Genomic DNA, 25,372 nt, shown 5'->3' with positions numbered 1-25,372 from the left:
CCGCCGCATTCGACGCCGCGTTCTCCACGAAGGCGGAGTAGCACCCGGCATCCGTTCGCGCTGCCGAAACCCGCATCCGCGACCCGCTGAGACGACAGCGGATACCGGAAACGACAGCGCGAACACGCGACACAAACCCGCGCGGGGTGCGCGGGCCCGCACAGCGGGAGCGCGTCAGCGCACGCCTTTCATGAGCGCGAGCACGGGCTTGACCGCGGCGAGCAGCGCGATGCCCACGACGATCGCGATCGCGCCGAGGATCGAGAAGTACGGGACCTCGTCGTCGGGGCCGTAGAACTGCGCGAGCCAGCCCGAGATCGCGGTGCCGAGCGACACGGAGAGGAAGAACAGCGCCACCATCTGCGTGTGGAAGGCCTGCGGTGCGAGCTTCGTCGCGACCGACAGACCGACCGGCGAGAGAAGCAGCTCGGCGACCGTGAAGACGAAGATGATGCCGACCATCGCAATGAGCGGCGTCGAGTGTGGTCCGCCGCCCGCGAAGGGAAGGAACAACAGGAACGCGATGCCCATGATGATGACGCCCATGCCGAACTTCACGGGGGTCGAGGGCTGACGCGCACCGAGCTTGGTCCAAATCGCGGCGAACACCCCCGACAGGATGATGATGAACACCGGGTTGATCGACTGCACCCAGTCTGGCGGCATCTCCCACCCGAAGATGTTCAGGTCGAGCCTCTGCTCCGCGTAGATCGGCACGACCGTGAACTGCTGCTGGTACAGCGACCAGAACGCGACGCTCGTGATGAACAGCGGGATGAAGCCGAACACGCGTGAGCGCTCGGTCGAGTCGATGCGCCTGCTCGACAGGATGACCGCGAAGTAGGCGATCGTCGCTCCCACCACGGTGATGATGATGACGACCGAGAGGTTGTCGGCCCGGATGACCCCGACGAGCACGAGCACGACGATGATCGCGACCGCGACGAGGCCGATGCCCGCGAAGATCCAGCGTCCGGGGACCGGGAGGGGGTTGGGCACGACGCGTGACTCCGCGGGAAGCTGCTTGCGGCCGAACGAGTACTGGATGAGGCCGAGCGCCATACCGACGGCAGCCGCCCCGAACGCCCAGTGGAACCCGAGGTTGGTGCGCAGGAACCCCGTCACGAGCGGTCCGAAGAACGCGCCGATGTTGATGCCGAGGTAGAAGATCGAGAAGCCGGCGTCGCGCCGCGGGTCGGCGGCTCCGTAAAGCGTGCCGACGACCGAGGTCGCGTTCGCCTTGAGGCCGCCCGATCCGATCGCCACGAGGATGAGGCCGATCGTCACACCGGCGTACCCCGGGATGAGTGCGAGCCCCAAGTGCCCGCACATGATCACGATCGCGCTGTAGAAGAGCACGCGCTCAGACCCGAGCAGCCGGTCCGCCACCCACGCGCCGAGGATCGTCGCGAGGTAGACCGACCCGCCGTACGCGCCGATGATGCTCACGGCCGTGGACTCCGGCATCCCGAGCCCGCCCTCGGACGTCGAGAAGTAGAGGTAGTAGACCATCACGATCTGCATGCCGTAGAAGCTGAATCGCTCCCACATCTCGACGCCGAAGACGTGCGCGAGCGCCCACGGCTGGCCGAAGAACCGCGTGTCGCGGTCGCTTTCCGCAGGTGCCGGGGTGGTCGTCGTCATCATGCACGCGAGGCTAGACCCGCGCCGCGATGCGCGACAGAGGGGTGCGAGACAGGCGCATCACGCCTCGATCACTCGGGAAGGGACGGATGCCGCTCCTCCGGCGACCTGCGCGAGGGGATGAACAGCCCGATGCCGAGCGCGACGACCGCTCCCACCCCGCCGAGGAGGAAGGCGACGTCGAATGCGGCGGGCGTGGGCAGCTGCACGCCGTCCTGCTGCACGGAGAAGGTCGCGAGCACGGCGCCGACGACAGCCGCGGCGCTGCTCGTGCCCACCGAACGGAACAGCGCGTTGAGCCCGTTCGACGCGCCCGTCTCGGACTGCGGGACGGACCGCATGATGAGCATGGGCATCGCGGCGAAACCGAAGCCGATGCCGACGCCGATGAGGAGATTGGCGACGAGCAGCTGCCACACGTCGGTGCGGAAGAAGTAGGTGAACGCGTACGCCAAGACGAGCGCCGCCGCGCCCGTGAGCAGCAGCACGCGCGGACCGACGCGGTGCGACAGCCGACCGGCGATCGGCGAGAGAACCATCATGACCAGGCCCGACGGCATGACGACGAGGCTCGCGGCCAGCAGCGAGAGCCCGAAGCCGCCGACGGATGCGGGCAGCTCGAGCAGCTGCGGATACACGACGTTCGACGAGAACAGCGAGAACCCCATCGCGACCGAGGTGAGGTTCGTCAGCAGGACGGGCCGACGCGCCGCTACACGCAGGTCGAGGAGCGGGTCGTCGATGCGCAGCTCGTACCAGCCCCACGCCAGCAGCACGACGATGCCGCCGATCCCGCACACGAGCGTGGCGGCGGAGGTCCAGCCCCACTCGTTGCCGCGCGAGATGGCCAGGAGGATGCCGATGAGCCCGATTGCGAGCCCGGCCACGCCCACGAAGTCGATGCGCCCGCCCGAGCGAAGCACGCTCACCGGCACGATCCACACGACGAGGGCGATCTGGATGACGCCGAGGATCGCCGACAGCCAGAAGATCATGTGCCAGTCGCTCAGCTCCGTCACGAGGGCGCTGATCGGGAGCCCGAGCGCTCCGCCGACGCCGAGGGTCGCGCTGATGAGCGCGATCGCAGAGTCGACGCGGTCTTCGTGCAGCACGTCGCGCAGGATCGAGATGCCGAGCGGCACGACACCCGTGACGGCCCCCTGGAGTGCTCGCCCGACGATGACACCGACGATGTGCGGAGAGAGCGCCGCGATGACCGAGCCGATCACGAGCGTCACGAGCAGGGCGATGACGACGCGGCGCTTGCCGTACATGTCGCCGAGACGCCCCGAGATCGGCGTGCACACAGCGGCCGCGAGAAGCGTCGCCGTCACGACCCACGCCGTGTCTTCGCGACTCGCGTTCAAGAGCTCGGGCAGCTTCGACTGGATCGGCACGACCAGCGTGAACATGAACGACGAGCTCAGGCCCGCGATCGCGAGCACCGCGACGATGGCGCCCTGGGGTGGCATCCGGGTGAGGCGTCTGCGTGCCGCATCACCCATGCCCATCGATTCAGGCTAACTGCGGATGCCGCATCCGGGTCGCTCATGGAGGCGAGCCGACTCCCACCGAGTGGGGCCGGACGGTCGCCGACACCCGGCTTCGAGGAAGCGTCGGCGACAGTCCGTCCGGGATAGCGCCCGGAACCGCGGGCCACGCTATCAGCGCGGTTCGACGCGCGCCACCCTGAAATCGCCGGGCTGTCGCCGGGAGCCCGCTGTCCGGGCCACACTGGGGGAATGGAGGACGAGGACGAGGTCGCGATCCGATCGCTGCACACCCTCGAGGAGGTGTTCACCGCCTCCGAGCTGTTCAGTGCGGTGTGGCACGGCGACCGGTCGGGGATGGCCCCGAACCTCCTGCGTGCGCTCGCGCACTCGGGCAATTACGTGGTCGGCATGTTCGCCGGGGAGCACATGGTCGGGGCATCCGCCGCGTTCTTCGCCGAGCCCGCCGCGCGCTCCATGCACTCGCACATCACCGGTGTGCTGCCCGAGTACCAGAGTCAGGGCCTCGGCCGACGGCTCAAGCAGCACCAGCGCGAATGGGCGCTCGAGCGCGGCGTGGGGCACATCACGTGGACGTTCGATCCGCTCGTCGCCCGCAACGCGCACTTCAACCTCAACGTGCTCGGCGCCCGCGTGACCGAATACCTCGTGAACCAGTACGGCGCGATGGACGACGGCGTCAACCGCGGCGACCAGACCGACAGGCTCATGGTCTCGTGGGCGCTCGCCGCACCGCCCGCGCCGATGCCGCCCGACGAGAAGGTCGTCGCGTCGGTCGAGATCCCGACCGACATCTCGGCGATCCGCCGCGATGATCCCGCGGATGCGACGGCGTGGCGGCTGCGTGTGCGGCGGCAGTTCGTCGACCTGCTCGAGAAGGGGCTCGTCGTGGGCGGCTTCGACGACGCGCGAGGCTACCTGTTCGTGGAGGCCTCCGGCTAGGCGTCCGCCGGCTCCTCGGGGTTGCCGGGCCGCACGACGGCGTCGTCGCGGATGTCGATTCGCGTGACGCCCTCGCGAGGATGCGTCACATCGATGCGGGGCGCCGCGTCCTCCTCGGTCGCGTTCGGCGCCGCGGTCAGCTGATCGCGGCGTTTCTCATCGTCGGTCATGCCGGTGCCGTCGGCATCGCGGGTCTTGTCGGTCTGCATGGTTCGACGCTACGACGCGTCGAGCGGCAGGGCCACGGGGTTGCGGTGGGAGCGGCGACCGATCAGCGCCGCTCGAAGGAATCCTGCCGCGCGCGCTCCGCACCCTGCCATTCCTGAAACACGGAGTGCGGGCCGGATGCCGCGTCTCTATGCTCACGGCATGGCCACGGCACCCGACTTCCGCGCGCACTTCGACTTCGACATCCGCTTCGCCAACGGCGGAGCCATCTCAGGCACCGGCTTCAGGCTGGATCTGCCTTCGCCCGACACCGGTGAGGACGAGATCGCGCGTCTGCTCGTGCAGCACCTCGGGCTCGCGCTCGTCGACGAGGTCGAACTGCGCGGCCTGCGCATCGTCGAGGAGCCTCACCGAGGGTCGCGCGGTGTCGCCTCCGCGCGGTCGACCGGTCCGGATGCCGCGACCCGCGTCGTCGACCTGAGCCACCGCATCCGGGCGGGCCTTGTGACCTACCCGGGACTTCCCGCACCGACCATCACGCCGCACCTCACACGCGAGGACTCACGCGCCCGTTACGCGCCCGGCACCGAGTTCGCGATGGACATCATCACGATGGTCGGGAACACCGGAACGTACCTCGACTCGCCGTATCACCGCTACGCCGACGGACCCGACCTCGCAGGGCTCGACCTGTCGACGCTCGTCGGACTCCGCGCCGAGGTCTTCCACCTCGAGGACGCGTGGACCCCCGAGCGACGCGGCATCCGTGCCGAGACACTGGCCGACCGGGACGTGCGCGGTGCGGCGGTGCTGCTGCACACAGGGTGGGACCGCTGGTTCGGCCGGCCGGAGTACGGGCACGGCGCCCCGTTCCTCACGGGCGAGGGCGCGCAGTGGCTCATCGACGCGGGGGCGGTGCTCGTGGGCATCGACTCGCTCAACATCGACGACGCCGACCCCTCGACGGGCTCAGGAGGCGGCGAGCGCCCGGCGCACTCGCTGCTGCTCGCGGCGGGCGTTCACGTCGTCGAGCACCTCACGAATCTTGCGGAGCTGCCACCCTCGGGCGCCCTGTTCACGGCCGCGCCGCCCGCGATCGAGGGATTCGGCACGTTCCCGGTTCGCGCCTTCGCACACGTGACGGATGCCCTGTGAACGGCGACTGGACCCCGCACCGCCGCGAAGACGGCGAGCTCATCGGCTGGATCCGGCCCGAGGGGGACGACTGGGTGGCCGTCGACGTGCTGGGGCGCGAGGCATCCGGACCCCTCGGCTGGCTCGACGCCGAAGCGGCGTTGGAGGAGGTGGGACTGCGGTTCCTGGCCGATGCGTGGATGCTCGAGCGCGACGGAGGCCCGCCGCTGCGGGTGCGGATCGTCGAGGTGACTCCTCCGCGGCCGGGAGAGCAGGGGCGCGTCGTCGTGCAGACCGACGACTTCGGCGCGATCGACGCTCCCGTCGAGAGGCTCCAGCTCGGGTGGCCGGCGCCGCCTGAGCTGCGCCCGATGCGACCGGGTGAAGGCGGCTCGCCGTGGGGCTGACGCGCGGCTGTATCTGACGGCGGGGGTGCTGCTCCTTCGTGGCGAGACCGGATCACCGGATCGCCATCGGAAGGAGGCCGCCATGAACGTACAGCTCGAGACGAATCGAGTCGCCCGATCGGTGCAGCGCTGGCGCGAACGTCGCGCGCGACGCCAGTTCGGACCGCGGCGGTGCCGCTCGACCTTCCGCCCCGTGACCGAAGTCGCGCCGGTCCACGTGGCGTGAGCCCTACGCCGGCCCGAAGACGGGTGGTCGGATGCGGCGACTAATCTGTGCGCATGCGCATGCTGTCGGCAGTTCGCCGCCCCCTCGGGGCTTCGCTGCTCACCGTCGTCGCCCTGGCTGCGGTGGGCTGCTCGGCCGGCGCCGGGACCGAAGGCGGCGGCGCGGGCCTGCCCGACGGGGTCGAGGTCGAGATCGTGCAGCTGCGCGCGGATGTGTCGACGCGCACGGCGCAGGTGTCGGTGCGCAACGGCTCCGACGAGACGCTCATGATCGGCGACGTGCGTGTGAGCGACCCGCGGTTCGCGGACGACGCCACGCGCGATGTCGAGCGCGAGAGCCGCGTCGCACCGGGCGTCACGGTGAACGTGCGCGTGCAGCTTCCCGACGTCGCGTGCCCCGCACCCGACGATGCGGAGCCGCGCGTGACGCTCGCGTTCACGCGCGAAGACGGCACGACAGGCGAGACGACCGTTCCCGCGGCCGATCCGCTCGGGTTCATCGCGCCGTTGCACGAGCGCGAGTGCAGGGCACAGGCCGTGGCGGATGCGGCGACGATCGCCTTCGAACAGTTCACGCCGTCCCCTCCCGGTGAGCCCGCGCGACTCGACCTCGCGGTCGAGCCGACCGGGGGCGGCGGCCTCTCGATCGAGGGCGTGCAGGAGACGAACCTCATCTCGTTCGGCACGGCCGCCATGGACGGCGCCTACCCCGTGGGGCTCGACGTCTCGACAGGCGGCGCCGACCGCACGGTCATCTCGCTGCCGATCGTGCCGTTCCGCTGCGACCCGCACGCGGTGCAGGAGGACAAGCGCGGCACGATCTTCGACGTGCGGGTCGTACTCGACGGTGAGCCGGGTGAGATCGAGGTGTTCGTGGGCGAGGACATGCGCGGCAAGATCCTGTCGTGGGTCGCCGACTGGTGCGGCTTCGGCCCGGGGGCCTGAGGCCCGGTCACTCGCTCCCGGTCGCGGAACGAGCGCGCCTCCCGGTCGCTTCGCGTCCTGGCTCAACGCCGGTGCGCCGCGGCCGCCCGCCGTCGTCCGAGGACCATCAGCGACACGCCCAGCGCCAGCAGCATTCCGGCAGGAACGAGAGCCGCCGCCGGGTCGCCTCCGCCCGTGACCGGCAGCCCCGGTGTGCTCGCGAACGCGATCACCGTCTGAGCGATGTTGTTCGCCGGCAGAGGGTCGATCTCGGCCATCGTCACCGCGCCGGTGATCGTGAGCGCCGTCCCAGGTGATCCGTTCGCGGTGCCCGTCACCTCAAATACGACGGTGTCTCCGGGTGCGAGCTCGGCGAGCGTGAAGGTCAGCGAGCCGACGACGCCGTCCGGCGGCTGCGGCGTTCCGGTGGGCCACGCGATGGCCGTGCCCGAGTAGCCCGTGAACCCCGTCGGGGTCTCGAGCCGTGTGACGATGTTCGTCGCTGCCGCATCGCCGGCATTGCGGACAGTCACGGTGAACTCCACGCGCGACCCCGGGGCGACCGTCTGCGTCGCGGGGCTCATCGTGATCCGGACTTCGGGCACGCCTGCGATCGGTGCGGCCTCGACGGTCACGACGGTCGGCTGAGCCTCGGGACTCGTGTTCCCCGCATTGTCGGTCGCGGTCGCCGTGATCTCGTGCTCGCCGTCGGCGAGCGGCTGGGTCGGGGTGAACGTCCATTCGCCGTTCGCATCCGCCGTCGTCTGTCCTGCGGCCTCGCCGTCGATGATGACGGTGACGGTCGAGCCCGGTTCGGCGATGCCGCTGATCTCCGGCGCCTGGTCAGCCGTCGTGGAGCCATCCGTCGGGCTCGTGATGACGGGCGCGGCCGGGGGCACGGTGTCGACGGTGAACTCGACGGGCGCGGATGCCGGCCCTTCGTTGCCCGCGCCGTCGGTCGCTGTGGCGGTGACGGTGTGCGGGCCTTCGGTGAGAGGCGAGGACGGGGTGAAGGTCCAGGTGCCCGTGGCATCCGCGGTGGTCGTTCCGACGACGACGCCGTCGATCGTGACGGTGACGGTCGAGTTCGGCTCCGCCGTGCCCGTGATCTCGGGGGTCGCGTCGGTGAGCAGGTCGCCGGTCGCGGGACCCGTGATCACGGGTGCACCGGGCGGAACGCTGTCGATCGTGAAGGTCACCGCCGAGGACTGCGGACTCTCGTTGCCCGCGGCATCCGTCGCCGTCGCGGTGACGGTGTGCGGGCCTTCGCCGAGAGGCGAGGACGGGGTGAAGGTCCAGCTGCCCGCGGCATCCGCGGTGGTCGTTCCGGCGACGACGCCGTCGATCGTGACGGTCACGGTGGAGCTCGGTTCGGCGGTGCCCGTGATGTCGGGGGTGGTGTCCGTCAGCAGCGCCCCATCAGTCGGGCCGGTGATCACCGGGGTGCCCGGAGCGACGGTGTCGACGGTGAACTCGACGGGTGCGGATGCGTCGCTCTCGTTGCCTGCGGCATCCGTCGCCGTCGCGGTGACGGTGTGCGGGCCTTCGGTGAGCGGGGTCGTGGGGGTGAAGGTCCAGGTGCCCGCGGCATCCGCTGTTGCTGTGCCGGCGACGACGCCGTCGATCGTGACGGTGACGGTCGAGTTCGGTTCGGCCGTGCCGGTGATGTCGGGTGTGGTGTCGTTCGTCACAGCGCCGTTCGCGGGACTCGTGATGACCGGAGCCTCGGGAGCGACGGAATCGATGGTGAAGTTCACGAGGTTCGAGGTCGGGCTCTCGTTCCCCGCGGCATCCGTGGCCGTGGCGCTGACGGTGTGCGGACCTTCCGCGAGCGGGGTCGTCGGCGTGAAGACCCAGTTGCCGGTCCCATCGGCTGCGGTCGTCCCGGCGATCGCACCGTCGATCGTGACCGTGATGGTCGTGTCCGGTTCGGCGGCGCCGGTGATGTCGGGCGTGGTGTCGGTGGTCACCTGGCCTTCTGCGGGGGTGACGATGACCGGTGCGGGGGGCGGCGTCGCGTCGACGGTGAACGTGACCGGTGCGGATGCGTCGCTCACGTTGCCCGCCGCGTCGGTGGCGGTCGCGGTGACGGTGTGCGGGCCTTCGGTGAGCGGGGTCGTGGGGGTGAAGGTCCAGGTGCCTGCGGCATCCGCTGTTGCTGTGCCGGCGACGACGCCGTCGATCGTGACGGTGACCGTCGAGTTCGGTTCGGCCGTGCCGGTGATGTCGGGTGTGGTGTCGTTCGTCACAGCGCCGTTCGCGGGACTCGTGATGACCGGAGCCTCGGGAGCGACGGAGTCGATCGTGAAGTCGACGGCATTCGACGGCGGGCTTTCGTTGCCGGCAGCATCCGTCGCTGTGGCGGTGACGGTGTGCGGGCCGTCGGTGAGAGGGGAGGACGGGGTGAAGGTCCAGGTGCCCGCGGCATCCGCTGTTGCCGTGCCGGCGACGACGCCGTCGATCGTGACGGTGACGGTCGAGTTCGCCTCGGCCGTGCCGGTGATGTCGGGTGTCGCGTCGTCGAGAAGCGCCCCATCGGTCGGGGCCGAGATGGCCGGTGCAGGCGGCGGCGTCGCGTCGACGACGAAGTCCACGGCCACCGACGGTTCGGAGACCTGGCCGGCAACCGTCTGCGTCGCGGTGACGACGTGCGGCCCACCGGCGAGCGGTGTGGGCGCGGCGAGTATCCAGTCGCCCGCGGCATCCGCTGTCGTCGTGCCGATCGATGCGCCGTCGACGAAGACCTCGACGGTGGCGTTCGGCAGCGCCGTACCCGCGAAGGTCGGCGCCGGGCCGGTCGTCTCGCCCTCGGTCGGGGCCGTCACCGTCGGAGGCGGGGGCGGGCAGTCGATGCCGCCGAGCGGAGCGGAGACGGATGCCGTGAGCGGTACGAGATCGAGGCTCACCGTCGCGACGGGGAGGCTGACCAGGCTGACGATGTCGATCGAGATGGTCAGCAGCGAGACCGCGGCGCCGCCCGGGATCGGCGTCGGGGAGTTGAGGCCGACCGTGACCGACGCGGTGCCCACGAGGGGGAGGCCGATCGACACCGTCCTGCTCGGCGCCGCAGGCGTCAGCACGACGTCCGTACCCAGCGCGCTCACTGTGACGGTGGCGGGGTCGTAGCCGATCTGGATGTCGGAGGTTGCCGTCGAGGTCGCGGTGAGCGTCGTGTTTCCGGCGACGGCGACTTCCACCGCGCCACCGAGCAGGCTCACGCCCGCGACGGTGCCGACGGCCGTGCTCTGCACGTTGTAGTTCGGAATCGCGCTCGGCACGAGACTCGTCTGGCTCGTCACCTCGGCTGCTCCGATCGACGCGATGCCTCCCGCGAGTCCCGGCAGGAGCGAGATCCCGGCGACGGATGTCGCGGCCGACGCCAGCACGCCGTCGGTGACGCACGCCGTGTCGACGGTCCAGCTCGCCGAGTTCGTCGTGGTGATCAGGCCGGTGTCGATGAGCGTGGGAACGTCGACTTCGGCGAGCCCGCCGGTCAGAGGCCCTTCGCTGGGCGGCGCCGTCGCGTCGTTGGTGCTGACGGCGATCGGCACGCCGAGGACCGCGGCGCCGATGTTGCTCGACGCCGACTGCGCGCGCGGATCGAGGGTCGATCCGGCGGAGACGTCGCTCGCCCCGACCGAGAGCCCCACGAAGTCGAACGTGAGAGCGGCCACATTGAGTTCGACGATGTCGGCGCTCGCCGTGCCCTGCCACGGGTCTGTGGGTGGGGCAGCGGATGCGGGCGGCGCCACGACGACCGCTCCGATCACGAGTGCCCCCACCGCCGCCATCGAAGCAACGCCGCGCCGAACCATGTTCACTCCTCGTCGAGCGATGTTCCGGAGCTCCGTGCCGGCCTCCCCCGGCACCGTCCCCCTTGCTCGGACGTTAGTGGGGCGCCCGCGCGGTTTCAATGAGTGTGGGCGCGTCTCGTCGCGGTCGCTTCGCCGCCTCGCTCGACGCCCGATGCTGCGGGAGCCCTACGCTGGTCGGCATGAGCAGCGTCGCTCCCGAAGACCCCGCGGCCGCGGCGCGCGGCATCTCGCGCCGCACCCAGTCCGAGATCTACCGCGCCGGCATCAGCGGCACGCGTCCCGCCGTCCCCGTCGACCCGATCGCGCTCGAGCGCGCGGCACGCAAGGCGTCGAGCGCCGAGGCGTTCGCGTACATCGCGGGCGGCGCCGGATCCGAGCGCACCGTCGCCGCGAACCGCACAGCGTTCGAGCGGTGGCAGGTGTGGCCGCGGCCGCTTCGTGACGTGTCGAACCGCGACCTCTCGATCGAGTTCCTCGGGAAGCGGCGTGCGACGCCGCTGCTGCTCGCACCGCTCGGCGTCATGGAGCTCGTGAACGCGGATGCCGATCTCGCAGTGGCGCGGGCTGCCGCATCCGTCGGTGTTCCCTACGTGCTCAGCAACCAGGCGTCCTACCCGATGGAGGCGGTGGCGGATGCCGCACCGGCCGGCACCCGGCTGTTCCAGCTCTACTGGTCGTCGTCCGACGAGCTCAACGCGTCGCTGCTGCGGCGGGCCGAGGCGTCCGGATGCGACGCGATCGTCGTGACGCTCGACACCCACCTCCTCGGATGGCGTACGCGCGACCTCGATCTCGCATACCTGCCGTTCACGCGCGGCCTCGGGATCGCGCAGTACACGAGCGACCCCGTGTTCCATCAGCTCGTGCGCGAGCGGACTCGCGGGGCCGGCTCCGTCTCGCGCACCTCGCTCAGCGAGCGGGGACCCGCCGCGAACACGCAGGACACGACGCCGCCGCGCGCCGCCGAGCCGAACCCGCCCGTCAAGCTCACGCCGAAGGCGGTCGCCGCGGGCATTCGCATCGCGCGCAAGGGCTCGGCCGTCACGGGGTCGAAGAGCCTGCGCGAGAACCTGCGCTCACCGCTGCCGCGCGCGGCGGTCGAGACGTTCCTCGAGGTGTTCTCGACGCCCGCGCTCACATGGGACGACCTCGCGAAAGCGCGCGAGTGGACGAGCCTGCCGATCATCCTCAAGGGCATCGTTCATCCGGATGACGCCACCCGCGCCCTCGACGCGGGCGTCGACGCGATCTGGATCTCGAATCACGGCGGGCGCCAGATCGACCAGTCGGTTCCGACTCTCGCGGCGCTCCCCGAGGTCGAGCGCCGCGTGGGCGGCCGGGTTCCGATCGTGTTCGATTCGGGCGTGCGCGGCGGCGCGGACGTCGTGATCGCTCTGGCACTGGGGGCGACGGCCGTCGCGATCGGCCGGCCCTATGCGTATGGGCTCGCGATCGCGGGGGAGGACGGCGTGCGCGAGGTCGTGCGCAACATCCTCGCCGAGCTCGACATCACGATGGGGCTCGCGGGAGTCACGAGCATCGACGAACTCGACCGCGGCGTGCTGCGCGAAGCGTGATTCCGGGTCACGAAGCATCCGGTCAGCCCGCGGAAATCGGGGGGATGTCCCCCGCGCGCGGAGACTTCGCGAGCCTCTACGCTGTGAGCATGACCATCCCTCCCTCGCCCCAGCCTCCGGCGGGCGGCTACTCGGCGCCGCCGCCATCGATGACTCCCGCCGACGAGAAGCTCTGGTCGACGCTGGTGCACCTCGGCGGGCTGTTCTTCGGCTTCCTGGCCCCGCTCATCGGGTACCTGATCCTGAAGGACCGCGGCCCCTTCGTGCGCGCCCACACCGCGACCGCGCTGAACTTCCAGCTCACGCTGATCATCGCGTACATCGTCGGCGGGCTGCTCACGATCGTGTTCGTGGGCATCTTCATCATCTTCGCCGCCTACATCCTGAACATCGTCTTCTGCATCGTCGCGGCCGTGAAGGCGAACGCCGGCCAGTGGTACACGTACCCGATGTCGATCCCGTTCGTGAAGTGACGGCCTGACGGCACAGCTCACCTCGGCTCCGGCGACGCGAGCGGGCGGCGGGTCGCGCGGCATCCGCTCGGTAGAATCGACGGATGCCGCGGCACTCGCCGCCCGCACTCTCGCACAACCTCTTCCGACCATTGGAGCCACCGTGGCCGAGCCCTCCCGCCTCGACAAAGTCATCTCGCTCGCGCGCCATCGCGGGTTCGTCTTCCAAGCGGGTGAGATCTACGGCGGATCCCGGTCGGCGTGGGACTACGGCCCGCTCGGCACCGAGCTGAAGGAGAACATCCGCCGCCAGTGGTGGCAGACGTTCGTGCGCGGTCGCGGCGACATGGTCGGCCTCGACTCGTCGATCATCCTCCCCAAGCGCGTGTGGGAGGCGTCCGGTCACGTCGCGACGTTCACCGACCCGCTCGTGGAGTGCCTGCACTGCCACAAGCGCTTCCGTGCCGACAACCTGCTCGAGGACTTCGAAGCACGCAAGGGTCGCAAGGCCGAGCACGGTCTCGCGGATGTCCCGTGCCCGAACTGCGGCACGAAGGGCCAGTACACCGAGCCGAAGCCCTTCTCGGGCCTGGTGAAGACGTACCTCGGGGTCGTCGACGACGAGTCCGGCCTCTACTACCTGCGCCCCGAGACCGCGCAGGGGATCTTCGTCAACTTCTCGAACGTCGTGACGGCGTCGCGCAAGAAGCCGCCGTTCGGCGTCGGCCAGGTCGGCAAGGCGTTCCGCAACGAGATCACGCCGGGCAACTTCATCTTCCGCACGCGCGAGTTCGAGCAGATGGAGATCGAGTACTTCACTCCTCCCGCCGAGGCGCAGGACTGGTTCGAGCACTGGGTCGAGGAGTGCTGGAACTGGTTCGTCGACCTGGGGATCGATCCGGCGAACATGCGCCGGTTTGACGTCCCGGAGGACGAGCGCGCGCACTACTCCGACGGCACGATCGACATCGAGTACCGCTTCGGCTTCCCGGGCAAGGAGTGGGGCGAGCTCATGGGCGTCGCCAACCGCACGGACTTCGATCTCACCTCGCACAGCGAGGCATCCGGTCACTCGCTCTCATTCTTCGACCAGGCGTCGGGCGAGAAGTACATCCCGTACGTGATCGAGCCGTCGTTCGGACTCACGCGCGCGATGATGGCCTTCCTCGTCGACGCGTACCACGAGGAGCAGGCGCCCAACGCGAAGGGCGGCTTCGACACCCGCACGGTGCTCAAGCTCGACCCGCGCCTGTCGCCGGTCAAGATCGCGGTGCTGCCGCTGTCGCGCAACGAGCAGCTCTCGCCGATCGCACGCGAGACCGCCGCCGCGCTGCGCGGTCGCTGGGTCGTGGACTTCGACGACGCCGGTGCGATCGGCCGCCGCTACCGCCGTCAAGACGAGATCGGCACCCCGTTCTGCGTCACGGTCGACTTCGACTCGCTCGACGACCGCGCCGTCACGGTGCGCGACCGCGACACGATGGCCCAGGAGCGCGTGCCGCTCGACGCCCTCGAGGGCTACCTCGCGGAGCGCCTTCGCGGCGCCTGACCCGCGCGCCGGTTCCTGGCACTCGCGCTGCGGTTTCCGGCATCCGCTGTCGTTCGTGATGGCCGCGCGTGAAGGTTTCGACAGCGCGAAGCCTCGGGTCACTCGAGGAGCACGCGAGACGACGGATGCCCCGACCCGCGATGGGCCGGGGCATCCGCCTTCACGCGTGAGGCGCGTCAGTTCTTCGCGGCCGCACCGTCGGGCGACACCGGCAGCACGTCGGCCGGGGCCGTCTTGAGCGCGAACGACTGCAGGAGCGCTGCGAGGTCGAGCCCGGTGAGGCCCTTCACGACCTCGGTGCCCTCGCCGAGAACCTTTCCGACCGTCTTCGTGACGTCGGAGGCGCCGTCGGTCGAGACGACCGTCATCTTGTCGATCGCCGCGATCGGCTCGGCGGCCGCGCGGACGATCTCGGGCAGGCGCGAGATGATCTCCTGCGCGAGGGCCGCCTCGCCGTACTTCTGCAGCGCGAGCGCCTTCGCGTCGGTGGACGCCGCGTCGGCGAGACCCTCGGCCTGGATCGCGGCGGCGCGCGCCTCACCTTCGGCCTTTACACCCTCGGCGAGCGCGACCTGCTTGTCGCGCTCGGCGCTGCCGGCCAGGCGCACCGCGGCTGCCGCGGCCTCGGCGTCCTGCACCGCGGCGACCTTGTTCGCCTCGGCGATCTTCGTGCGCTTGAACGCGTCGGCCTCTGTCGCGGCGTTCGCGGCGTCGCGGCGGGCGGTGGCCGCCTGCACCTCGGCGTATGCCTGGGCCTCGGCCGGCTTGCGGATCTCGATGTCGAGACGCTCCTGCGTCACGAGCGCCTGCTCGGTGAGCGCCTCGCGCTCCTGCACGGCGACGAGCTTGTCCTGCTCGGCCTTCGCGAGCTGACCCGCGGCCTCCGCCTCGGCGTTCGCGCGGTCGGTGTCGGCCTTGATCGAGGCCTGACGCAGCGACAGGGCCTTCTGGCGCTCGGCGATCTGCTCGGCGGCCTCGATGCGCGCGAACTCGCTCGCACGCGCGGCCTCGGCCTCACTGATCTCTGCGACCTGGCGGGCGCGCGCCGCCTCGGCGCGGCCGAGGTTGGCGAGGTAGTCGCTGCCGGGCGTCGAGATGTCGCTGATGTTGAGCAGATCGACCTGCAGACCCTGTTCGACGAGGTCGGCCTTCGTCTCGGCGACGACGCGGTCGGAGAGGCTCTTGCGGTCGGAGATGATCTGCTCGATCGTCATGTCGCCCACGATCGAGCGGAGGGAGCCTTCGAGGGACTCCTTGATGATCTCGGTCAGCGCGTCCTGCTGCGAGAGGAAGCGCTGCGCGGCGCGGCGCACGCCCTCTTCGGTGCCGGACACCTTGAAGTTGATCGACGCCTTGATCGCGATCTTGATGCGGTTCTTGTCGACGCCCTCGACCGTGATGCCGATCTGACGCTGCTCGAGCGAGATCGAGAAGCCCTGCTGCAGGATCGGCCACACGAACGTGCGGCCGCCGATCACGACGCGCTGGCCCCCGGGCGCCTCGCCGGGGGCGGGCTTGCCGGCTCCGCGGCCGACGATGACGAGGGCCTCGTTGGGAGGCACGCGACGAATCCGTCGCGCGATGAACACGAGCAGTCCGAGGACCGCGACGATCAGCGCGACGACCGCGCTGATCTGGATGACATCGACCGGCATGGGAGTCCTTTCCGGGTGTGGGGATCAATCGGATGCCGCGGCTCCGTGCCGCCGCATCCGTCGCCGCTGCGCGGCTCGGGTACTACTCCGCGACGACCTTGACGCGCGTGCCGGCGTGCTCGACCACCCGGATGCGCACGCCCTCGGCGATCGTGTCGTCGGCGAACGCCAGACGCCGCTCGACTTCGTGCGGTCCGTCGAGGCTCACCTCGCCGCCGGACGGCGACACCGTGGAGCGCGTCACTCCGGTGAGCCCGATTGCAGAGACGGGAACGCCGTCGGAGGACTTCGTCAGTCGCCGTACGAAGTACACCGCGAGCAGGTACGCGAGGAGCGCGAGCACGACCGCGAGCACGTAGGCCCACAGCAGGTCGAGTCCCGCCGTCGTGGTGAGCACGCCGGACGCACCGAACACGACCGCCGCGACCCCGAGCGCCGTGCCCGAGATGGCGCCGTCGCCGATCTCGAAGTGGTCGAAGATGTCACCCACGAGGAGCGAGATCACGAGCACGAGCAGCCCGATTCCCCCGATGACGATGAACGGCGTGAGCTCCAACGGGTCTCCTCCCCAGCGGGCGGCCCGCACCGCGGTGTGGGACCGGTTCCCTCCACCCTAGGGGTTCGCGGAATGCGGCATCCGGAGGAGTCCCATCCTGGGGATAACCTTCGCAGCGCCGGCCCCGGGAAGGGGAATCACCCCTTCCGCCGTCGGCCTGGCCGATCAGACGCCTCCGCCGCCGGACTTGGCCGCCGCCTTCACGCCGCGCTTGTACTCGCGCACTTTCGCGAGCGACTCGGGCGAGACGATGTCGGCGACGCTGCGGTAGGAGCCCTCCTCTCCATAGGGGGCGGATGCCTCGCGCCACCCCACGCCGTCGTAGCCGTACTGCTTGCCCAGGAGCGCGAGGAAGATCTTCGCCTTCTGGTCGCCGAAGCCCGGGAGCCTCTTGAGCCGCTTGAGCACCTCGGCGCCGTCCGGTGTTCCGGAATGCCCGGCGGCCGGGGTGGTCCAGATCGCGGATGCGTCGCCGCCCCAGTCCTGCTCGACCGCGGCGCACAGCGCCTGCACACGCGCGGCCATGGAGCCCGGGAAGCGGTGGACGGCGGGCGGCTGCTTGAACGCCTCGGCGAAGGCGTCCGGATCGTACGCGGCGATCGCCCCGGGGTCGAGCGTTCCGATGCGCTCGCGGATCTTGAGCGGGCCCGCGAAGGCAGTCTCCATCGCGACCTGCTGGTCGAGGAGCATTCCGATGAGCAGGGCGAGCGGATCGTCGCTCAGCAGGCGGTCCGCCGCGGTGTCGCCGGTGATGTTCAAAGTCATGCCGCAAGTCTCGCACCGGCTCGGTTAGGTTGTCAGAGAACTCTCGCGCCCTGGGCGCGAACCCGAGAGCCCAGGACCCCGAACCGCATGCCGAAACCCCGCTCGTCGTCGCTGACGACCGGCCGCCTGTGGCGGGCGCGCGCGCGTGCGCGCGGGGGACTGCTCGCGAGCGCGGCCGCCACCGTGGCGGTCGCCGTCGCGACCGTGTGCCTCGTGACGGCGGCGCTCGCCCGCGCGGCGGGGGAGGCGGGGCATCCGCCACCACCGGGCCTGTCGGCAGCGGACGTGGCAGTCCAGATCGCCCTCGGGTCGACAGCCCTCGCGACCGCCGCCCCGGCGCTCGTGCTGCTGGTCGCGCTCCTCGCGGGCACGGCCATCGCGCAGCTCGCGCGACTCATCGCGGCCGCACGCGACGACGAGACCGCGACGATCCGGGCTCGCGGCCTGTCATCGGGTCAGGCGCGCCTGCTCGACGCGGGCGAGGCCCTCGTCGTGGTCGTGGCGGGCGGCGTCGTGGGAATCGCGCTCGCGGCGGTCATCGCAGGCATCGTGGGCGGATCGCCGCTCGACGCCGTCGCGCAGTGGCCGTGGGCGCTCGCGGCGATCGTCGTGCTCGGGGTCGTGTTCTCCCTCGCCTTGCGCCGCGGCGAGCGCCGCTCCGGGTCGACGAGAACGACCCGTGCAACGACCGCTGCGCTCGTGGTGGTCGTGCTGCTCGCGGCAGCGCTCGTCGTGTGGCAGCTGCCCGCGGCGCGTGCCGGAGGCTTCGACCCGATCGTCGCGATCGCTCCGGCGGTCGTGCTCATGGCGGGCGCGCTCGTCGCACTCGCGCTCTTCGGCGTCGCAGCGGCGGCCGTGTCGCGTCCGTCGGCGGCCATTCCGTCGCTCGCGCCCGCGTATCCCGCGCGGCAGGTGGCGCGCCGCGTGCCGATCTACGCGGTCGCCGTGCTGCTCGTCGGTCTCACGGTCGCCGAGACCGTCTTCGCATCGGCGTACGCGGCGACCTGGAGCGCGATGACCGCCGACTCGGCGGCGGTGCGTGCCGGGGCGGACCTTCGGGTCGACACGAAGCCGCAGTCCGTGAATCCCGGCCAGGTGCTGGAGGCCGGCCGGATCGACGGGATCGACGCCGCAGCGGCCGCGCTCGTCGAGCGTGTCGAGATCGGCAAGACGGACGCGCAGCTCGTCGCCGTCCCGTCGGTGATGATCGACGAGGTCGTGACCACTGCGGGTGGCATCGTCGATCGCGAAGCGCTGGCCGCGACAGCGGACGTCGGCGCCGATGACTTCCTCGTCCGCCCGGAGCCGGTGCCCCTCGGCGACACCGCCAGTGGACTGCGCGTGCGTCTCGATGTCCACGTCGTCGACGGCTTCCCGCAGGGGTTCACGGTCGCGGCGCTCCTGCTCGACGCGACCGGCGCACCCGCCCAGCTCCAGCTCGACGGCGGCCTCGTCTTCGATGTCGACGACCTGCCGCAGTTCACCGGCGACCTCGACTTCGAGGGGTACTTCGAGGGCGAGGTGGAGCTCCCCGAAGGGCGGGGTCCGTGGAGCCTGCTGGCGATCGCGACGGGGCTCGGGCCTGTCGCGGGCGGGCAGATCACGATCGACGTCGCGGATGCGGAAGCCATCGGCGCCGGTCCGCTCGACGTCTCCGGCACGGGTGTCATGACGGGTCAGAACCCCGACGCCGTCGTGTGGCTCGGCGACGGGGGTATGCTCGCCGAGGCTCCGCCCGGGCAGAGCGAGGGCGCCGACTCCCAGCGCCCGCCCGTGCAGGTCGCTGCGACGGTGGCGCTCGCGTCACGACTCGGCGTGGGCCCGGGCGATCTGATCGAGCTCCGATACGAGGGAACGGGCCGTCGCGTCGACGTCGTCCTCTCATCGGTCGTCGACGCCGTGCCCGGGGCATCCGGGACCCTCGCCCTCTTCGCGCCCCTCGAGAATCTGCTGACGTCGCAACTCCAACGGGGCACGTCGATCGTGTCCCCGAACTCGCTGTGGGCCGCGGGCGACACGGGAGCGGATGCCGCGCTCAGCGCCGCGATGAACGACCGACCCGTCGCGACCTCCGCCCCCGGCCTCGCGGCGAGCATCGTGGGTGCCCTCGTGCCGGGATGGTGGACCGCCACCGCCGGGTCGGCGGTGCTTTCGCTCGTCGCGGCGTTCGCGATCGTGCAGACGCTCGCGATCGCGCGGCGGCGCGAACTCGGCGTGCTGCGTGCGGTCGGCATCACGCCGGGACGCCAGGCGCGCATGCGCGCGGCGGAGCTCGGCGGCGTCTTCGGCGCCGCCCTCCTGTTGGGTGCGGCGGCGGGCGTGCTCGTCTCGTGGCTCGTCGTGCCCGACCTCGTGCGCGCGGTGACCCCGGGCATCCTCGCGCTGGCGGGCGGCATCGCCGTCGCGTGGGCGCCTCTCGCGATCGCGGTCGCCGCCCTCGCGGTGGGTCTCGCCGCGATCGTCGTGTACGCCGCGATCGACGTCTCGCGCGCCGCGCGCACGGCCACCGTGGGGGAGGAGTCGCGATGAGCCGCCGCGTCACGACCCGGGCCCTCCTCTCCCACCACCTGCGCTCCCGCCTCGGCGGTGCCGCGGTCGTGGCGCTGCTCGTGCTCGTGCTCTCGTTCCTCGCGACGGCCGCGCCGGTCGTGCTCGGGCTTCTGTCGGACGCGGCGCTGCGCGACAGGCTCGGCGTGCTCGGCGCGCTCGAGCGGGACGTCGTCTCCGAGACCGCGGGTGCTCCGCAGCTCGGCGCGCACGACCTCTCGGTCCCATCGACGACGGAAGAGGTGTGGGGAACGTTCCTCGAGGCCGTCGAGCGCATCCGCGCCGACGCCGACGATCCACTCCCGGACATCCTCGGCGAAGGTCGGGCCGTGACGACGGTGACCGATATGCCCGTGGCCGAGGCGCCGCGTACGCGCGCCGTGAGCATGGCGTTCGCGCCGGGCATCGAAGACGAGATCGTCCTGGTCGAAGGGCGGATGCCGGAGCCGGCCGCCTCGTATCTCGACGAGCCCGTCGCATCCGCGTCGATTCCGGGCGGCAGCGTCGCCAACCGCGTGGAGGTCGTCGTCTCGGCCGACACCGCGGCGCAGATGGAATGGGCGGTCGGCGAGACGCGGTCGGTCGGCACGCCCGCGGTCCTCGTCGAACTCGCGCTCGTCGGCACCTTCGAGCCGGTCGACGCCGAAGCCGGCTATTGGGAGCACGTGCCGTCGTCGCTCACGCCGAAGATCTTCGACGACGGCAACCTTCCGCGCGTCGTGACCGGCATGGCTTTCCCGCACCCCGCATCGCTCATCAGCAGCGGTCTGTACGGGCTCTACTCCACCACCGTGTGGTACCCGACCGACATCGACCGCATCAGCGCCGCGACAGCGGAGGACACGGCGGCGGCGCTCCGCAAGCTGACGGCGGTCTCGCACACGATCGGGTCGTCGGCGGGCGGCATCGGCATCCTGAGCCTTCGCTTCCAAGCCGACGTCACCGGCGAGATCGAGCTCGCGCTCGCGCAGGGCGCGTCGACGGTCGCGGTCATCGCGATGATCGTCGCCGGTCCGATCGGCGTGGCCGCCGCGGTGCTCGTGCTCGGATGCCGGCTCATCCTCGAGCGCCGTCGCCCGAGCCTGCGCCTCCTGTCGGCGCGGGGTGCATCGCTCGCGCAGCTCCGCGGGATCCTGGGACTCGAGGGCGTCGTCGCCGGCATCGTTCCGGCCGCGCTCGGCGCTGCGATCGCCGCGATCGTCGGCGCCGCGGTCTTCCGTGCAACCCCGACCGTGCTCGACTTCCTGCCCGCCCTCGTGATCGGCCTCGCTCCGATCGCGATCCTCGTGGTGCTCGCCCCCGCCGCCGCCGAGCGTCGCGCGCGAACGGATCTCGACCTCGGCGGCTCGCGCGTGCGGCTCATCGTCGAGGGCATCGTCCTGGTGCTCACGGCACTCACGCTCGTGCTCCTCTTCGTGCGCGGGTACAGCTCGGGTCTGGATCCGCTCCTCGCCGCCGCGCCGCTGCTGCTCGCGATCACCGCGTGCCTCATCACGCTGCGGCTGTATCCGATCCCGTTGCACGGCATCTTCGATCGCGCGCGCCGCTCGAGTCGCCTCGACGCGTTCGTGGGCTCGGCGCGCGCCCTGCGCGAGCCGTCGATCGGGCTGACGCCGGTGCTGGCGCTCGTCGTCGGGGTCTCGGTGGCCGTGTCATCCGGGATCCTGCTGTCGGCGCTGCAGGCGGGGATCACCCACTCCGCACGCGCGCGGGTCGGGGCGGACATGCGGGTCACGGGCGGCAGCTTCACGCTCGAGCAGCTCGACCGCGTGCGCGACATCGACGGAGTGGCCGCCGCGACGGGCGTCTCGGGCGCCGATCCGTCGACCCTCGACGTGAACGGCGCGAAGCGCGCGACCTCGGTCTTCGTCGTGGACGCCGCCGAGCTGCGGGACGTGCAGGGCGACGGGCCCGGCCTGCTTCCGCCCGGGGTCTCGCTCGAGCCGAGGGACGACGGCCCGATGCCGATGGTCGTGGCGGGCGCGACCGACCGGATCATCGGCGGCTCCGATGAGCTGCGACTCGGGTCGGTCCACGCCGAGGTCGTCGGCGTCACGAGCGGGCCGTCGCCCATCGGGGCACGCGAGAACTGGGCGGCGATCGACGAGTCCTACGCCGAGGACGTGCTGGGTCGTGACCCGAGCGACCGCACGGTGCTCATTCGCCTCGAACCGGATGCCGCACCCGAAGCCGTCGAGGAGCAGCTGCGCGCGGCGTTCGCGTTCGACGTCCGCATCGACACCGCCGACCGCATCGCCGACCGGATCCAGTCCGGTCCGGCCGTGCAGGGCGTGCGCTGGGCGCTGCTCATCGCGACCGCGGTCACCGCGCTGCTGAGCGCGCTCGCGATCGTCATGACGCTCACGCTCGCGACCGAACAGCGCAACCGTCTGCTCGCACTCCTGCGGACGCTCGGCGCGCCGCGTCGCGCTGCGACGTCGCTCGCGCTGTGGGAGGTCGGCCCGCCCGCCGTCGCCGCGATCGTCGCGGGAACGGTGTTCGGTGCGATCGTGCCCCTCGTGGTGCTCGCCGCCGTCGACCTGCGGCCGTTCACCGGGTCGACCGTGCAGCCGTCGTACCAGCTCGACCCCGCGATCCTCGCTCTCACGGTCGGAGGGTTCGTCGCGCTCGCCGCGGTGCTGACGGCTGTCGCGCTGCTCGTGTCGCGCCGCATCCGCGCCGCCCGCGCCCTGCGCGCCGTCGAGGAGGGCACATGACCGCGCCGCACCATCGAGGAAGGATGGGACCATGGCCCACATGACCGCTCCCGACGCGGACATCCTGTGCGTCGACCTCGTGCGCATCTTCAAGGTGACGACCGGCACGGGGCCGGGAGTCGAGGTGCAGGCACTGCAGGGCCTCAACCTGCGGATCGATCCCGGGGAGCTCGTCGCGGTTGTCGGCGCATCCGGCTCGGGCAAGTCGACTCTGCTGTCGATCCTGTCGAGCCTCGATCAGCCCACCGCCGGTGTCGCGTGGGTCGCGGGTCACGACCTGCTGTCGATGAAGGAGAAGGAGCGCGTCGAGTTCCGCCGGCACAGCGTCGGGTTCGTGTGGCAGCAGACGTCGCGCAACCTCCTCCCGTATCTGTCGGCGAGCGAGAACGTCGCCGCCGCGCTCGCCGTCACGGGCGACGTGAAGGGCGCGGCCGCGCGCCGCAAGCGCGTCGACGAGCTGCTCGACCTGCTCGAGGTCTCGCACTGCGCCGAGCGCAAGCCGTCCGAGATGTCGGGCGGCGAGCAGCAGCGTGTCGCGATCGCGGTCGGCATCGCGAACGACCCGCGTGTGCTGCTCGCCGACGAGCCCACCGGTGAGCTCGACGACACGACGAGCGCGCACGTGCTCGAGGCGATGCGCGCGGTCAACCGCGAGCTCGGCGTGACGACCCTCATCGTGACCCATGACCCCGCGGTGTCGGAGCACGTCGCCCGTACCGTGCAGATCCGCGACGGACGCACCTCGACCGAGGTGCTGCGCTCGACGCGCACCGACGAGACCGGAGCCGAACACCACGTCGCCGAGGAGTACGCGGTGCTCGACCGCGTCGGTCGCCTGCAGCTGCCTGACGAGTTCGTCCAGGCGCTCGACCTGCGCGAGCGCGTGCGCCTCGCTCTCGAGCCGGACCACGTGGGCGTCTGGCCCGGACAGGCGCGGAAGCCGGATGCGGCGCCTACCGAAACCCCGGGCGCCGAGCCCGCTCCGGTCGCCGAGCCCGTCGAGGCGTCGACCCTTCGACAAGCTCAGGTGCCGGGGGCAGCTCAGGGACCGGGGGCAGCTCAGGTGCCGGGGGCAGCTCAGGGACCGGAGGACGCAGAGCAAGAGGAGGACCCCGCATGACCGTCGCACTGCGCGCCGAGAAGCTCAACCGCGTGTTCACGTCGAGCGCGGGCGATGTGCACGCGTGCGTCGACATCGACCTCGAGGTGAACGAGGGCGAGCTCGTCGTCGTGCGCGGCTCGTCCGGCGCCGGCAAGACGACGCTCCTCAACCTGCTCGGCGGGCTGGACCGGCCCACGTCGGGCCGCGTGTGGATCGGTGACGTCGAGGCGACCGCGCTCCGCGAGGACGACCTCGCGGAGCTCCGTCGCGAGAAGCTCGGGTTCGTGTTCCAGTCGTTCGGGCTCATCCCCGTGCTGTCGGCGGCTGAGAACGTCGAGCTCCCGCTGCGCATCGCCCGCACCGATCCCGCCGAGCGCGAGGAGCGTGTGGCCGAGGCGCTCCGGCTCGTGAACCTCGCCGACCAGGCGCCGCAGCGTCCGGCGGAGCTCTCGGGCGGTCAGCAGCAGCGCGTCGGCATCGCCCGCGCGATCGTGTCGCGTCCGCGCGTGCTCATCGCCGACGAGCCGACCGGGCAGCTCGACTCGCGCACCGCCACCACCGTCATGGACCTCATCGGCGAGCTCGTCCACACGCGCGGCATCGCCGCCGTCGTCTCGACGCACGATCCGCTGCTCGTGCGGCGCGCCGACCGTGTGGTCGAGCTCCACGACGGCCGCGTCACGTCGGTGTCGTCGGGCAGCGTCGCGGAGGCCGATGTCGCGGCGATCGAAGAGATCACGGATGCCGCACCGGCCGCCCCGTCCGAGCAGGCGGCGGACGCGGCATCCGAATCGGTCCCCCTCACGCGCGCCGAGGCGCGCGCCCGCCGCAAGCACCGCTGACCCGTGGGCGGGGGCCACGGACGTCCTCCGCGGATGCGAGGATTGAGGGCGTGTCCGGCGCCTCGAACGACCTCGCGTCACACGTGCAGCACGCCCGTGTGGCGGTTGTCGGCGGCGGGATCGCGGGCCTCGTCGCGGCTCTCGAGTGCGCGAAGGTGGGCTCGCGCGTGACGGTGTTCGAGGCATCCGATCGCCTCGGCGGCACGATCGCGTCGGCGAGGATCGCGGGTGCCGAGGTCGACCTCACCGCGGAAGGCTTCCCCGAGTCGGCGACGGCCGTGCGCGCTCTCGCCGACGAGCTGGGCTTGGGTGAAGACGTGGTGTCCACGCGCGTCGGCGACACGTGGATCGCGGGACTGCCGTCGGGGGCGGCTCCGCTGCCGCGCGAGACGCTCGTCGGCATTCCGCAGAACCCGTGGGACGAGTCGGTGCGCCGCATCATCGGCTGGTCGGGCGCATGGCGCGCGTACGTCGACCGCCTCCGGCCGCCGCTCACGATCGGCCGCGAGCGCAGCCTCGGGCGCCTCGTACGCTCGCGAATGGGCGAGCGCGTCCTCGATCGGATGGTCGCGCCGCTTTCGCTCGGGGTGTACGGCATCCATCCCGACGAGGTCGATGTCGACGCCGCGGCACCGGGCCTGAGCGCAGCGCTGACGCGCACCGCATCTCTCGGTGCCGCCGTTGCCGACCTGCGCGTCGGGATGCCCGCCGACCCCGGTCTGCTGAGCATCCGGGGCGGTGTTGCGAGACTCGTCTCGGTGCTGGAGGAGCGCCTCGCGTACCTCGAGACGGACGTCCGCACGGGGGAGCGCGCGGTCTCGATCACGGCGGATCGGGGCA

The 25,372-nt window shown here is 71.3% G+C and carries 20 protein-coding genes and 1 pseudogene; 14 read left to right on the top strand and 7 right to left on the bottom strand.

Features of this window, described 5'->3' with window-relative positions:
- Positions 1-174 precede the first annotated feature (174 nt).
- Together VNR19_RS08565 and VNR19_RS08560 are read right to left on the bottom strand one after the other, a co-directional pair.
- Complete coding sequence (locus tag VNR19_RS08565; protein WP_325725827.1) at positions 175-1,644, bottom strand: peptide MFS transporter; 1,470 nt, start codon at positions 1,642-1,644, stop codon at positions 175-177.
- Positions 1,645-1,715: 71 nt separating this feature from the next.
- Positions 1,716-3,116, bottom strand: coding sequence for an MFS transporter (locus VNR19_RS08560; protein ID WP_325725825.1), 1,401 nt, complete (start codon positions 3,114-3,116; stop codon positions 1,716-1,718).
- A gap of 270 nt (positions 3,117-3,386) precedes the next feature.
- Here VNR19_RS08560 and VNR19_RS08555 point away from each other — a divergent pair, with 270 nt between their 5' ends.
- The gene (locus VNR19_RS08555; protein WP_325725823.1) at positions 3,387-4,097 is read left to right on the top strand and encodes a GNAT family N-acetyltransferase; all 711 of its coding nucleotides are present in this window, start codon (positions 3,387-3,389) and stop codon (positions 4,095-4,097) included.
- On the opposite strand, the gene VNR19_RS08550 is transcribed toward VNR19_RS08555, so the two are convergent.
- Positions 4,094-4,306, bottom strand: a complete 213-nt coding sequence (locus tag VNR19_RS08550) for a hypothetical protein (protein WP_325725821.1) — start codon at positions 4,304-4,306, stop codon at positions 4,094-4,096. The genes VNR19_RS08555 and VNR19_RS08550 overlap by 4 nt on opposite strands.
- Positions 4,307-4,466: 160 nt before the next feature.
- Between VNR19_RS08550 and VNR19_RS08545 the strand changes: the two genes are divergently transcribed.
- The 4 genes from VNR19_RS08545 to VNR19_RS08530 all read left to right on the top strand — a co-directional run bounded on the left by VNR19_RS08545 (position 4,467) and on the right by VNR19_RS08530 (position 6,976).
- Entirely contained in the window at positions 4,467-5,420 is a 954-nt protein-coding gene (locus VNR19_RS08545; protein WP_325725820.1) for a cyclase family protein, read from the top strand.
- Positions 5,417-5,806 carry a hypothetical protein gene (locus VNR19_RS08540; protein WP_325725818.1) on the top strand — a complete coding sequence of 130 codons (390 nt, stop codon included), beginning with the start codon at positions 5,417-5,419 and terminating at the stop codon, positions 5,804-5,806. The genes VNR19_RS08545 and VNR19_RS08540 overlap by 4 nt, the downstream gene beginning before the upstream one ends.
- An 82-nt stretch (positions 5,807-5,888) precedes the next feature.
- Complete coding sequence (locus VNR19_RS08535; RefSeq protein WP_325725816.1) at positions 5,889-6,032, top strand: hypothetical protein; 144 nt, start codon at positions 5,889-5,891, stop codon at positions 6,030-6,032.
- Positions 6,033-6,085: 53 nt separating this feature from the next.
- Positions 6,086-6,976: a hypothetical protein gene (locus tag VNR19_RS08530; RefSeq protein WP_325725814.1), complete on the top strand. Its 891-nt coding sequence runs from the start codon at positions 6,086-6,088 to the stop codon at positions 6,974-6,976.
- Between the two features lie 62 nt (positions 6,977-7,038).
- On the opposite strand, the gene VNR19_RS08525 is transcribed toward VNR19_RS08530, so the two are convergent.
- The gene (locus tag VNR19_RS08525; protein WP_325725813.1) at positions 7,039-10,770 is read right to left on the bottom strand and encodes an Ig-like domain-containing protein; all 3,732 of its coding nucleotides are present in this window, start codon (positions 10,768-10,770) and stop codon (positions 7,039-7,041) included.
- Positions 10,771-10,949: 179 nt separating this feature from the next.
- Here VNR19_RS08525 and VNR19_RS08520 point away from each other — a divergent pair, with 179 nt between their 5' ends.
- The 3 genes from VNR19_RS08520 to VNR19_RS08510 all read left to right on the top strand — a co-directional run bounded on the left by VNR19_RS08520 (position 10,950) and on the right by VNR19_RS08510 (position 14,348).
- Entirely contained in the window at positions 10,950-12,347 is a 1,398-nt protein-coding gene (locus VNR19_RS08520; RefSeq protein ID WP_325725811.1) for an alpha-hydroxy-acid oxidizing protein, read from the top strand.
- 89 nt (positions 12,348-12,436) lie between these two features.
- Positions 12,437-12,820, top strand: a complete 384-nt coding sequence (locus tag VNR19_RS08515; protein ID WP_325725809.1) for a DUF4870 domain-containing protein — start codon at positions 12,437-12,439, stop codon at positions 12,818-12,820.
- A gap of 142 nt (positions 12,821-12,962) precedes the next feature.
- Positions 12,963-14,348 (top strand): glycine--tRNA ligase, encoded by a 1,386-nt coding sequence (locus tag VNR19_RS08510; RefSeq protein WP_325725807.1) that lies wholly within the window; start codon positions 12,963-12,965, stop codon positions 14,346-14,348.
- A 176-nt stretch (positions 14,349-14,524) separates the two neighbouring features.
- On the opposite strand, the gene VNR19_RS08505 is transcribed toward VNR19_RS08510, so the two are convergent.
- The 3 genes from VNR19_RS08505 to VNR19_RS08495 all read right to left on the bottom strand — a co-directional run bounded on the left by VNR19_RS08505 (position 14,525) and on the right by VNR19_RS08495 (position 17,324).
- Complete coding sequence (locus VNR19_RS08505) at positions 14,525-16,003, bottom strand: flotillin family protein (protein WP_325725805.1); 1,479 nt, start codon at positions 16,001-16,003, stop codon at positions 14,525-14,527.
- An 82-nt stretch (positions 16,004-16,085) separates the two neighbouring features.
- Complete coding sequence (locus tag VNR19_RS08500; protein WP_325725803.1) at positions 16,086-16,559, bottom strand: NfeD family protein; 474 nt, start codon at positions 16,557-16,559, stop codon at positions 16,086-16,088.
- A gap of 165 nt (positions 16,560-16,724) precedes the next feature.
- A complete protein-coding gene (locus tag VNR19_RS08495; RefSeq protein WP_325725801.1) occupies positions 16,725-17,324 on the bottom strand; it encodes an HhH-GPD-type base excision DNA repair protein in 600 nt (199 codons plus the stop codon).
- An 87-nt stretch (positions 17,325-17,411) separates the two neighbouring features.
- Between VNR19_RS08495 and VNR19_RS08490 the strand changes: the two genes are divergently transcribed.
- From VNR19_RS08490 to VNR19_RS08470, 6 genes and pseudogenes are all read left to right on the top strand, one after another.
- Positions 17,412-19,853, top strand: coding sequence for an FtsX-like permease family protein (locus VNR19_RS08490; protein WP_325725799.1), 2,442 nt, complete (start codon positions 17,412-17,414; stop codon positions 19,851-19,853).
- A pseudogene (locus tag VNR19_RS08485) lies at positions 19,850-22,072 on the top strand (ABC transporter permease); the annotation flags it as partial. The gene VNR19_RS08490 and the pseudogene VNR19_RS08485, both read left to right, overlap by 4 nt.
- Before the next feature lie 81 nt (positions 22,073-22,153).
- Entirely contained in the window at positions 22,154-22,588 is a 435-nt protein-coding gene (locus VNR19_RS17300) for an FtsX-like permease family protein (RefSeq protein WP_414684136.1), read from the top strand.
- 31 nt (positions 22,589-22,619) lie between these two features.
- Positions 22,620-23,708: an ABC transporter ATP-binding protein gene (locus VNR19_RS08480; protein WP_325725795.1), complete on the top strand. Its 1,089-nt coding sequence runs from the start codon at positions 22,620-22,622 to the stop codon at positions 23,706-23,708.
- Positions 23,705-24,532 (top strand): ABC transporter ATP-binding protein, encoded by an 828-nt coding sequence (locus VNR19_RS08475; protein ID WP_325725793.1) that lies wholly within the window; start codon positions 23,705-23,707, stop codon positions 24,530-24,532. The genes VNR19_RS08480 and VNR19_RS08475 overlap by 4 nt, the downstream gene beginning before the upstream one ends.
- Positions 24,533-24,582: 50 nt before the next feature.
- The coding region (locus tag VNR19_RS08470; RefSeq protein WP_325725791.1) for a protoporphyrinogen/coproporphyrinogen oxidase at positions 24,583-25,372 on the top strand (790 nt) is incomplete at its 3' end.

Source organism: Microbacterium sp., assembly GCF_035556355.1.
Lineage (GTDB): Bacteria > Actinomycetota > Actinomycetes > Actinomycetales > Microbacteriaceae > Microbacterium.
The sequence above is the reverse complement of the archived record's forward strand: the minus strand, read 5'-3'. Positions and strand labels throughout refer to the sequence as shown.

Coding starts and splice junctions, on each gene's coding strand:
- VNR19_RS08565 (WP_325725827.1), bottom strand. CDS start 1,644: ATGACGACGACCACCCCGGCACCTGCGGAAAGCGACCGCGACACGCGG.
- VNR19_RS08560 (WP_325725825.1), bottom strand. CDS start 3,116: ATGCCACCCCAGGGCGCCATCGTCGCGGTGCTCGCGATCGCGGGCCTG.
- VNR19_RS08555 (WP_325725823.1), top strand. CDS start 3,387: ATGGAGGACGAGGACGAGGTCGCGATCCGATCGCTGCACACCCTCGAG.
- VNR19_RS08550 (WP_325725821.1), bottom strand. CDS start 4,306: ATGCAGACCGACAAGACCCGCGATGCCGACGGCACCGGCATGACCGAC.
- VNR19_RS08545 (WP_325725820.1), top strand. CDS start 4,467: ATGGCCACGGCACCCGACTTCCGCGCGCACTTCGACTTCGACATCCGC.
- VNR19_RS08535 (WP_325725816.1), top strand. CDS start 5,889: ATGAACGTACAGCTCGAGACGAATCGAGTCGCCCGATCGGTGCAGCGC.
- VNR19_RS08530 (WP_325725814.1), top strand. CDS start 6,086: ATGCGCATGCTGTCGGCAGTTCGCCGCCCCCTCGGGGCTTCGCTGCTC.
- VNR19_RS08525 (WP_325725813.1), bottom strand. CDS start 10,770: ATGGTTCGGCGCGGCGTTGCTTCGATGGCGGCGGTGGGGGCACTCGTG.
- VNR19_RS08520 (WP_325725811.1), top strand. CDS start 10,950: ATGAGCAGCGTCGCTCCCGAAGACCCCGCGGCCGCGGCGCGCGGCATC.
- VNR19_RS08515 (WP_325725809.1), top strand. CDS start 12,437: ATGACCATCCCTCCCTCGCCCCAGCCTCCGGCGGGCGGCTACTCGGCG.
- VNR19_RS08505 (WP_325725805.1), bottom strand. CDS start 16,003: ATGCCGGTCGATGTCATCCAGATCAGCGCGGTCGTCGCGCTGATCGTC.
- VNR19_RS08495 (WP_325725801.1), bottom strand. CDS start 17,324: ATGACTTTGAACATCACCGGCGACACCGCGGCGGACCGCCTGCTGAGC.
- VNR19_RS08490 (WP_325725799.1), top strand. CDS start 17,412: ATGCCGAAACCCCGCTCGTCGTCGCTGACGACCGGCCGCCTGTGGCGG.
- VNR19_RS08480 (WP_325725795.1), top strand. CDS start 22,620: ATGGCCCACATGACCGCTCCCGACGCGGACATCCTGTGCGTCGACCTC.
- VNR19_RS08475 (WP_325725793.1), top strand. CDS start 23,705: ATGACCGTCGCACTGCGCGCCGAGAAGCTCAACCGCGTGTTCACGTCG.